Raw genomic sequence first — 9801 nt, 5'->3', positions numbered from 1 at the left:
AAAAACCATAAACTCCAGACGCAAAAAAGCCGACCTAGAACTAACTAAATCGGCTTTCTCTGTATTTGGTAGCGGGGGCTGGATTTGAACCAACGACCTTCGGGTTATGAGCCCGACGAGCTACCAAGCTGCTCCACCCCGCATCAATGTGGGGCGAATAATATAGACCAGATTAGACTTTAGCAAGCCCTATTTCACGCAAATGCAAAATAAATGAAATAGAGGTAAAAGGTTGATTACTATCTGATCATAACTTAATAAAACGAACATTTTTCACACAATCGACCCAATATCTGCGGGTTCTACTGGCACCTGCTCAAAATATCGCTATTATTTAGCCCAACCTGTTTTGATGCAGTTTTGTATTGCAATAAATGCAACAGAGCAACCCATATATATCATTTTACGCGACACTTTAATTCTATTAGAGTAGCGCCATAATAAACCACCTGTCAGGTTAAGCCTGACATAATTAATACGGAATTTGGAAATGTCTAACAACTATTTCAATACACTACCTTTACGTGAGCAGCTTGCACAGCTAGCTAAATGTCGTTTTATGTCTATGGACGAGTTCAGCGATGGTGTTGAAGCGCTTAAAGGCAAAAAAATAGTAGTGATCGGCTGTGGTGCGCAGGGTCTTAACCAAGGTCTTAACTTACGTGACAGTGGTCTAGATGTTTCTTACACGCTTCGTGAAGCCGCTATTGCTGAAAAACGTCAGTCTTGGAAAAACGCGACAGAAAACGGTTTCGTTGTTGGTACTTACCAAGAACTTATCCCAACAGCTGACGTTGTATTGAACCTAACACCTGATAAGCAGCACACACCTGTTGTTAACGAAATCATGCCGCTTATGAAAAAAGGCGCTTGCCTATCTTACTCTCACGGTTTCAACATCGTGGAAGAAGGCATGAAAATCCGTGAAGACCTAACAGTAATTATGGTTGCACCTAAGTGCCCTGGTTCTGAAGTTCGCGCTGAATACGTTCGTGGCTTTGGTGTTCCAACGCTTATCGCTGTTCACGAAGACAACGATCCTAAAGGCGAAGGTCTTGCACTAGCAAAAGCATACGCTGTAGGTACGGGTGGTCACAAAGCAGGCGTTCTAATGTCTTCTTTCATCGCTGAAGTTAAGTCTGACCTTATGGGTGAACAGACTATTCTTTGCGGTATGCTTCAGACAGGTTCCCTACTTTGCTTCGACAAAATGGTTGAAGAAGGTATTGATCCTGGTTACGCATCTAAGCTTATTCAGTATGGTTGGGAAACGATCACTGAAGCACTTAAATACGGTGGCGTGACTAACATGCTAGATCGTCTTTCTAACCCAGCTAAGATCAAAGCATTCGATCTTGCTGAAGAGTTGAAAGAGATCATGCGCCCACTTTACAACAAGCATCAAGATGACATCATCGACGGTACTTTCTCACGCGTTATGATGGAAGACTGGGCGAATGATGATAAAAACCTTCTAGGCTGGCGCGCAGAAACTGCTGAGACTGCTTTCGAGAAGACTCCTGCAGGCGATGTTGAAATTTCTGAACAGGAATTCTTCGACAACGGTATCCTTATGGTTGCGATGGTTAAAGCCGGCGTTGAGCTTGCATTCGAAACAATGACTGCTGCAGGCATCATTGCTGAATCTGCTTACTACGAATCACTACATGAAACACCACTTATCGCTAATACAATTGCGCGTAAGAAGCTTTATGAGATGAACGCTACAATCTCTGATACAGCTGAGTACGGCTGCTACCTATACAACCATGCTTGTCTACCACTATTAGCTGATTTCATGAAAGGCATTAAAACTGACGTTATCGGTAAAGGTCTAGATACAACAGACACAGGTGTTGATAACGCACGCTTGATTGAAGTTAATGCTGCCCTACGTAGCCATCCAGTAGAAGCCATTGGTGCAGTTCTACGTGGCCATATGGCTGACATGAAGAAGATCGTATAATTATTTGATAATTATGCACTTTTCTTTATAGAAAAATAAAAGTCAGGGCCTTTGGTCTTGGCTTTTTTTTCGCATAAACATAAGTTGTTCCGCATTTTTTTGACGAAGGAGCGGTAGAGTATTGATCCAAATACTTCCGTCATATACTGAAATGAATAGCATCAAAATAGAAAACTATACGGCAGTCTTTGGTGAGTCCTTCACCTTAAACAATATTAACTGGACACTTGAGCCAAACCAGCACTGGGTTATCACAGGCGCTAACGGTTCAGGGAAATCTGCCCTATCCGCTATTTTGGCCGGCGCGGGCGATCGCATCAGCGGTTCCATTTCAGGTCTGCCTCAGCATATTGAAATTGTATCTTTTGAAGCCCAAGCCGAGCTAATTGAGCGTGAGTTGAAAAAAGACGATGCTGACATCATGGATGTAATATCCGAAGGCACCCCCGTCAGAGAGATCCTTGAAGAAGGCAAAGCACTTTACCCTGAATTTGATAGCGCCTTACTTGATCAGCTAGTTGCCATGTTCAAATTAGAACCGATGTTGGATCGTAGCTTTAGAAAGCTATCAACGGGCGAGACGCGCAAGATCATGCTGATTCGAGCATTAGCAAACAACCCTGACCTCATTATTCTCGATGAACCTTTTGATGGTCTCGATGCGGCGTCCATGCAATTGCTACAAGACCTGTTAAAAAGCAAGATCGACTCCATGGCAATGGTGCTCGTGCTCAACCGTTTTGACGAAATTCCCGACTTTATTACCCATATTGCCTACACCGATCACGGCAAACTTCAACACAGCGTTGATATCAATAACAAACAAGCCTACGACGACCTTTACCAACTGCTCCATCTAAAAACAACAGAGCTCTCCGTTCCCGCTACAGATATCTCTGATCGCCCGCCCGCACTTAATCCCGAAGATCCACTTGTGCGCCTAAAAAACATTAAAGTCGCTTACGGCGATGCCAGTATTATCAACGGTCTCGATTGGACCATTGAAGCGGGTCAGCATTGGCAATTAAGCGGACCTAACGGTAGTGGCAAAACCTGTTTGCTCAACTTAATCACAGGCGATCACCCTCAGTGTTATACCAATGATATTTTTGTATTTGGTATGCAGCGTGGACACGGTGAAACGATTTGGCAGATCAAACAATATATTGGCTACGTATCCACCGCCCTACAATGGGAATACCGTGTCAGCATAAGCCTGCGTAACGTCATTCTATCCGGTTTCCATGACAGCATTGGGGTCTATACAAAAAGCACAGACAAGCAAAAAGCGGTTGCAGACCAGTGGCTAGCGCTGCTCGGCATGAAAGATCGAGCTAACGAGCCCTATAATCAGCTTTCGTTCGGTGATCAGCGCTTACTGCTGATCGCACGTGCAATGGTTAAACACCCTACGCTGTTGATTTTAGATGAGCCCTGCTTAGGCTTAGATGATATCAACCGCCAGCTTGTTTTAGCGTTGATTGAAAAAATATGCACCAGTGGCGACACCACCGTACTTTATGTCAACCACCATGCAGAAGATCAAATTAGCGGTATAACCCAGTTTAAACAACTTGAAAAGCTCGATGCACAATCATCTTAACGCGCTAAGGCCACGGATGGTTCTTAACACACAACTCAAATACACAACGCAAATGAACAATTATTGAACTTTTTTTCCTTTATCTGATCATAGTCACTATCAGATTGTGGAGATTAAGCGATGTGTAGTTCACCTAAAACAAATCATAGAACCGTTAGTCGGTCAGGTAATTCAAGCTTACACCTTAGCAGTGCACAGTATGCATCTTACGCCAAAGTAGCGAATGCTGCCTTTGAACGAAGAGAACAATTAAAGGCGGAAAAAAACGCCAGTACCCAGAAACAACCCCAGTCAACATCGGTTAAAAAACCGCAGACTAACTGGTTACTCCAAGTACTGACGTTCGACTTAAAAATGCTATTTAAGTGATCGAGACCCGACAATTCAACCCCATTGAAAAAGATTGATCGGGCGCTAAGGTTTGTAAATTATCTAAAAGATGCGCACTTTCCAAACAAAGCATCTTATGGAACGCTTGATCGGCAAAATGGCTTAACCTTTTAGCTTTCTCAGTCCACGGATTCCAAACAACAAGGTCTGGCGCATTACGGCTCGTAACTTCAATTTGGCGTGCAAAACCGGGATCATTAATCAGCACAACACCGCTCAAGTTCTTATAGATACGATCTATTTCAGATGAAACCCGTAAAGGGTCACTAGAGCAACTAAGCCGCCAATCCTTCAATGTATCTATATATTCCACATCCTCTAGCCCTAAAACCTCAACCCCCTCAATACCGGCAACATTAAAATAACTATGCAGTGCCGAGGTAAAGGAAAATGCCTTATCTCCTGTATTTATTACTTCAAAGTTCATAGAAAGAGAGCGACCTACAGTCACCTCTAACTTTAATAAGGCTGGAAACGGCCAAAGATCAGATGGCTGTACATCTAATTCCAGTTTAATCTGGGTGGTTTCACTATCAATTAAGTTCACATCAACTAATTGCCACTCCTGCTCACGAACTAAGCCATGAGCGGGAACAACATCCAGTGATATTTGATCTTTTACTTGATCCGGATTCTTAGCTAAATCGCCAAACCAAGGCCAACAAATAGGAATTCCCCCACGAAGCGGCTTACCCACTTGATAGTCGCATTGATCGCTTAACCAAAGCAAAGGACGCTCACCCGCTTGTTTGTATTCAGCAAGCTGCGCTCCTTGAAGAAAAATAGTGGCCGACGCAGATTTATTCTTCACACTAACCGCAATAAGCTGCTTATAGATCTCAATTGTTACACCTTTCAGAGCACCGTATTTCGCATACAACGCCTGAACTTTGTCAGCCAAATTCATATAATCTTCCGTATTAAATTTATACCCGCGATTCTACTCTTGAGACTAAATAAGATTAAGCCCTAAAACAGGTAAATAGATGCCAAGTGCATAATAAACCTTAAAAGAGATAAATAACCTACACTTAGACTAGAAAGGAGTACCTATTAACTTTATGCTGAATGACACATTCAAATCTATCCAGACACTATGCAACATAACCCTTTATTATTACCTATCGCAAAAATCCTTAGGAATTCTCCGCAAGCGATCAGCGAATATGATCTCTTTCAGCAGTTAGCCTTTGATGATAACGACTTAAAGCTACCCACAGACCCTTCCTCTGATTTAACCTTATTCCGTCGCCACTTTTTAGTAATGAATGCCCTTTATCAACTGCAGCCTGTTTTTTGGGAAGAGGGATTATCCCTATCTATCTCCGCATTAAAAATAGAACTCACCCCCAGACAAAACAAAGTAGATAAAACGCTAACCTCTCCAGACGCTGACGAAGGTATACGCTCTTACTATCTTGACTGGAATGAATTTCTAAAAAGCGATCAAGAAAGTGTCGATACTCTTCTGGATAGTTTCTGGCAACGTTATTACAAGATTGATGAAGCAGAACATGCACTTGCCACTTTAGGATTAAAGGAAGGCACAGATACAAACAGCATTCGACGAAGATACCAACAACTAGCCTCACAACACCATCCCGATAAAGGAGGCGACCCAGAACAGTTCATTAAAATAAGAGAGGCATACGAAGTGCTTGTATGCATAAGACAATAGTCTCTTTATACTCAATAGCATGAGTTGCTGATAGAGCTGTACAGCTTCCCTTAAGTTTCACGCTCTAGAATACCCAGGTCGACACTTGTAAACCCTATCCAGGAGGAACCATGGTTATCACAAGTAAAGGTATAATCAAACTCAGCTTCATCTCAAGCGCTATTTTGTTAGCAGCATGTAGTGGAAACAATCCACAAGTTCAATCATCTCCTTACTCAGCAACAGAATTAGAACAAAGAAACAAAGAACTCGTTGAACGAGAAAAAGCCGTAGCGAAACGTGAAGCTGAAACTCAGCAAGCACCAGACGGTTCAGAACTTCTTCCACCTAATGCTAAGCCCGGCGAATGCTATGCCCGTGTTTGGGTAGAGCCAACCTATCAAAACTATACAGAAACCTTACTTGTTAAAGATGCGAGTGAGAAAGTCGACATCATCCCAGCATCCTATGAAAAAGTAACTGAACAAGTACTTATTCAGCCTGCTAGCTATAAGATGATTGCCGTTCCTGCTCAATACGAAACAGTGACTGAACAAAAACTAGTGAAAGAAGCCAGCACACAGTGGCTGACCGATCTACAAAAAGGCAGCGCCCCAGCTAGCCAAAAACTACTTGATGCAGCAAGCGAACATGGAATCGATCTAGCGGCAGCACAGCCGGGTATGTGTTTCCACGAGCACTTCATGCCTGCTAAATTTGAGCAAGTAAATGAACCTGTTCTTATTCAAGAAGAATATGAAGTGGTAACAACTCAGCCAGCTGAATTCCGTTGGGTTGAGAAAACAGTACTAGTGAAAGAAGCAAGTACACGTATTGAAGAGATCCCAGCTCAGTACTCAACTGTGACAGAACAAGTAGTTGATGTACCTGCCCACACGATTTGGAAAAAAGGCACAGGCCCAATCCAAAAAATCGATGCAGCAACCGGCGAGATCATGTGTCTAGTTGAAGTACCTGACACCTTCAAAACGGTAACTAAACGCGTTCTATCTTCACCTGCGACCACTCGCACGATTGAGATCCCTGCTGTTTATGAAACTGTTCGCGTACAAGAGCTAGTTTCTGAAGCAAAAGAGATGCGTACAACAGTACCGGCTAAATACAAAGATATTCCTGTCACTAAGAAAGTAAGTGATGTTTCCTTTGTATGGCACGAAGTACACAACCATGAACACCCTAAAGCAACACGCACAGGGAATAAGATCTGTTTAACTGAGCAACCAGCCCAGTACAAAACAATCAAACGTACTGTAGTAGCAACGCCTGCGACAACGCAGAAAGTTGAAATCCCTGCTAAATACGAAACTGTAACAGTGACCAAACTAGCGTCAGCAGCTAGCGAGAACCGTACAGAAATTCCAGCAGAGTACGAAACCGTTTCATTAAGCAAAATAGATCAAGATGGCTATATGGAATGGCGCTCGATTCTTTGTGAAACCAATATGACGCGTACAACGATTATGGATATTCAACGCGCTTTAGCTAGCAAAGGCTATAACCCAGGTAATATTGATGGTGTTGTAGGACGCGAGACTATGAGTGCGGTTAATGATTTCCAGCGCGACAATCAGTTGCCTACGGATAAATACATTAATATCGAAACAGTAAAAGCGCTGAACGTTTCAATCTAATAAGCGTTAAAACCCCTTAGCTGGAACCAAAGCCCCTACAAAAGATTAGCTGTCATTTTGCAGGGGCTTTTATTTTAAGCGATCAACGCTTACCTAAAGCTCGATTTTTTGCCCTACGCTTTTGTGCACTTTTTGAGTTCTTTCGATTTACCTCAATCACCCGAGTAAAATCTGGCTCAAACCCCTCTAACCACTGTTGTGGTAAGCGCTCATCAAGAAGAACCTCAACCTCTTCTAAAAGATAGTTTTCCTCCTCAATCAGTAAAGTAATCGCTTTCCCCTGATGCCCTGCTCGTCCTGTGCGGCCTATACGATGTATATAATCTTCTGGTTTATACGGCATCTCAAAATTAATCACCGCCTCCAACTGCTGAATATCCAGCCCCCGTGCCGCCACATCCGTAGCAACCAGCACATTAACTAAGCCCTTTTTAAAATCAGACAAGGCCTGTTCACGAGATGTTTGTGAACGATCCGCATGTATAGCCTCAGCACAAAGACCCGTTAAGCTTAATGCCGCAGCAATCTTGTCTGCACCCTGCTTTGTCCGGCTAAAAATCAAGACCTGCAGCCATCCCTCTTTAGCAATAAGATGAGAAACTAAAGCCAACTTACGCTCAGGATCACAATTATAAACAACCTGCTGCACATCAAGAGATCGACTATTGCGCTGATCAACCTCAACCAGTTCAGGCTTATGTAATAAGTTTTTACTAAATTTATAGATGCTATCGCTCAAGGTTGCGCTGAATAACAATGTCTGTCGGGTTGTTGCCTCAGGTCTAGATTTAGGCAATTTACTCATTACCGCTTTAATCTCATCCTTAAAACCCATATCCAGCATTCTGTCGGCTTCATCTATCACTAACACTTCGATAGTCGATAAATTAACCACCCGCTTTTTATTGAGATCAAGTAATCGCCCGGGGGTCGCAACAAGAAGATCAATCCCCTTATTGATTTGATTAACTTGAGTGGCTATACCGACCCCACCATAAGCAACCGCTGACCTAAAGCCGCTACCCTTAGCATACTTTTTAAAACTATCATTAACCTGTTGAGCCAGTTCACGTGTGGGCGCTAAGACAAGGATTTTTAATACTTTTTTAAGGTTATCAGTATGGTTTAGAGTCTCATGCTCGCTGAGAATTCTATTGAGCAAAGGCAAAGCAAAAGCGGCGGTTTTACCTGTGCCCGTTCGTGCCCCAGCTAAAAGATCACGACCCGACATAATCACAGGAATCGCCGCCGCTTGAATAGGCGTCGCCTCACTATAACCCGCACTCTCGATTGCATTTACGATAAGAGGGTTCAGACTCAATTCTGTAAAGTTCAATTATTTACCGTCCCGCTATCCCGTTGCTCAACTACCAAGGATCTTCATCGGTAGTGCCAACGCCTCATTACCACTCTGCGCCAACACCCAAATAACCGCGCATAAGCCCCCAACCGTACTAAAATACCAAAGAGCCGATACAATCTGACCATAACGATCTAAAGGTAGCAGATCGCTTATATGTCGACGCTTCCATTCAAACACAATCTCAATACTGCCGATCGCTAATAAAAAACCTAACAATGTCATATTAAAATAGTAACTGAGTGCCACCCCAGCAATAGCACCTAAAGCACAGCAAACTAAGCCTATAACGGAGTTCACTGAAAAAGCGATACTCTTCAAAATATGCCCACCATCCAAAGGTAAAACAGGCAACAAGTTAAAAAGGTTTAATAACGCATTAAAAGCAGCTAATCCGGCAAATAGCTCCATGCCGGTCAACCAATAAACAAGCAAACATGCACAGGAGAGTAATAGCCCAAAGAACGGCCCCATAATCGATATATAAACGTCCTGCCAACGGGTATTAATACGATCATCCGATAAAGCCAACCCGCCAACAAAAGGAATAAGATAGATCCCCTTAGTTTTTAGACCAAAGCGCTTCATCGCACGTATATGACCATATTCATGGAACACTAAACAAAGAATTAAAGCGATCGCAAACTGAATAGAAAACAGCCAAGTATATGCTGCCAAACTACCTGCGGCAAAAAGGACTTTCAGAACCTTTGCACTTTTAAAGAGCTTTAACCCTAAGGAACCTATACCTAACCAACTCACTTTATTAGGCTGCTTTGGACGAGCCTCTATCACCTGAGCTTCTATATCCTTTTCACTCCGCTCACCTTGGCTGATAAGCTCATCCCTTAAACCATCACTCAACTGCAATGAATAACTTAATGCAAATGGCTGCCATGTTAATTCAAGCTGAAGCACGCAATTGAGCTCTTGCTCCCCCGCTTTTAACTGGAAACTATGTACAGAGGATGAGGAAGGGTCCGCATTAGCATCATGCTGAGACACCAACTGATTATCCCAGTACAATGCTTGCCAACCGGCCATAGATCCTTCTAAACGAAGCTCACGGCCTAAACAATCGATCTTGAGTAACTGCAAAGAAATGCTCGCTGTAACCTAATGAATAAGCGCGCATTATGTAGCATCTAGAACAAGCAAGAAAGCTCTTCAGCC

At 43.0% G+C, this 9801-nt stretch carries 8 protein-coding genes and 1 tRNA gene; 5 read left to right on the top strand and 4 right to left on the bottom strand.

Annotated elements, in window-relative coordinates; translation table 11 throughout:
- Positions 1–66 precede the first annotated feature (66 nt).
- Positions 67–143 (bottom strand) — tRNA-Met (locus Q4492_RS15400).
- 347 nt (positions 144–490) lie between these two features.
- Here Q4492_RS15400 and ilvC point away from each other — a divergent pair.
- From ilvC to Q4492_RS15385, 3 genes are all read left to right on the top strand, one after another.
- The gene (gene ilvC, locus Q4492_RS15395) at positions 491–1966 is read left to right on the top strand and encodes a ketol-acid reductoisomerase (protein WP_303419790.1); all 1476 of its coding nucleotides are present in this window, start codon (positions 491–493) and stop codon (positions 1964–1966) included.
- Positions 1967–2117: 151 nt separating this feature from the next.
- Entirely contained in the window at positions 2118–3569 is a 1452-nt protein-coding gene (gene modF, locus Q4492_RS15390) for a molybdate ABC transporter ATP-binding protein ModF (RefSeq protein ID WP_303419792.1), read from the top strand.
- A gap of 120 nt (positions 3570–3689) precedes the next feature.
- Complete coding sequence (locus Q4492_RS15385) at positions 3690–3938, top strand: hypothetical protein (RefSeq protein WP_303419788.1); 249 nt, start codon at positions 3690–3692, stop codon at positions 3936–3938.
- Here Q4492_RS15385 and Q4492_RS15380 read toward each other — a convergent pair.
- Positions 3931–4866, bottom strand: a complete 936-nt coding sequence (locus Q4492_RS15380) for a D-hexose-6-phosphate mutarotase (RefSeq protein WP_303419786.1) — start codon at positions 4864–4866, stop codon at positions 3931–3933. The genes Q4492_RS15385 and Q4492_RS15380 overlap by 8 nt on opposite strands.
- A gap of 189 nt (positions 4867–5055) precedes the next feature.
- Between Q4492_RS15380 and Q4492_RS15375 the strand changes: the two genes are divergently transcribed.
- Both Q4492_RS15375 and Q4492_RS15370 read left to right on the top strand, forming a co-directional pair.
- On the top strand, positions 5056–5637 hold the full coding sequence (locus Q4492_RS15375) for a DNA-J related domain-containing protein (protein WP_303419784.1): 582 nt from the start codon (positions 5056–5058) through the stop codon (positions 5635–5637).
- A gap of 110 nt (positions 5638–5747) precedes the next feature.
- Entirely contained in the window at positions 5748–7268 is a 1521-nt protein-coding gene (locus Q4492_RS15370; RefSeq protein ID WP_303419782.1) for a peptidoglycan-binding protein, read from the top strand.
- An 82-nt stretch (positions 7269–7350) separates the two neighbouring features.
- Here Q4492_RS15370 and Q4492_RS15365 read toward each other — a convergent pair whose 3' ends face one another.
- Together Q4492_RS15365 and Q4492_RS15360 are read right to left on the bottom strand one after the other, a co-directional pair.
- Positions 7351–8604, bottom strand: coding sequence for a DEAD/DEAH box helicase (locus Q4492_RS15365; RefSeq protein WP_303419780.1), 1254 nt, complete (start codon positions 8602–8604; stop codon positions 7351–7353).
- Between the two features lie 27 nt (positions 8605–8631).
- Positions 8632–9726, bottom strand: coding sequence for a site-2 protease family protein (locus Q4492_RS15360; RefSeq protein ID WP_303419778.1), 1095 nt, complete (start codon positions 9724–9726; stop codon positions 8632–8634).
- Between the last annotated feature and the right edge of the window lie 75 nt (positions 9727–9801).

The sequence above is a fragment of the Neptuniibacter sp. 1_MG-2023 genome, assembly GCF_030547185.1.
Classification (GTDB): Bacteria; Pseudomonadota; Gammaproteobacteria; order Pseudomonadales; family Balneatricaceae; genus Neptuniibacter.
This window is presented reverse-complemented; position numbering and strand designations above follow the sequence as displayed.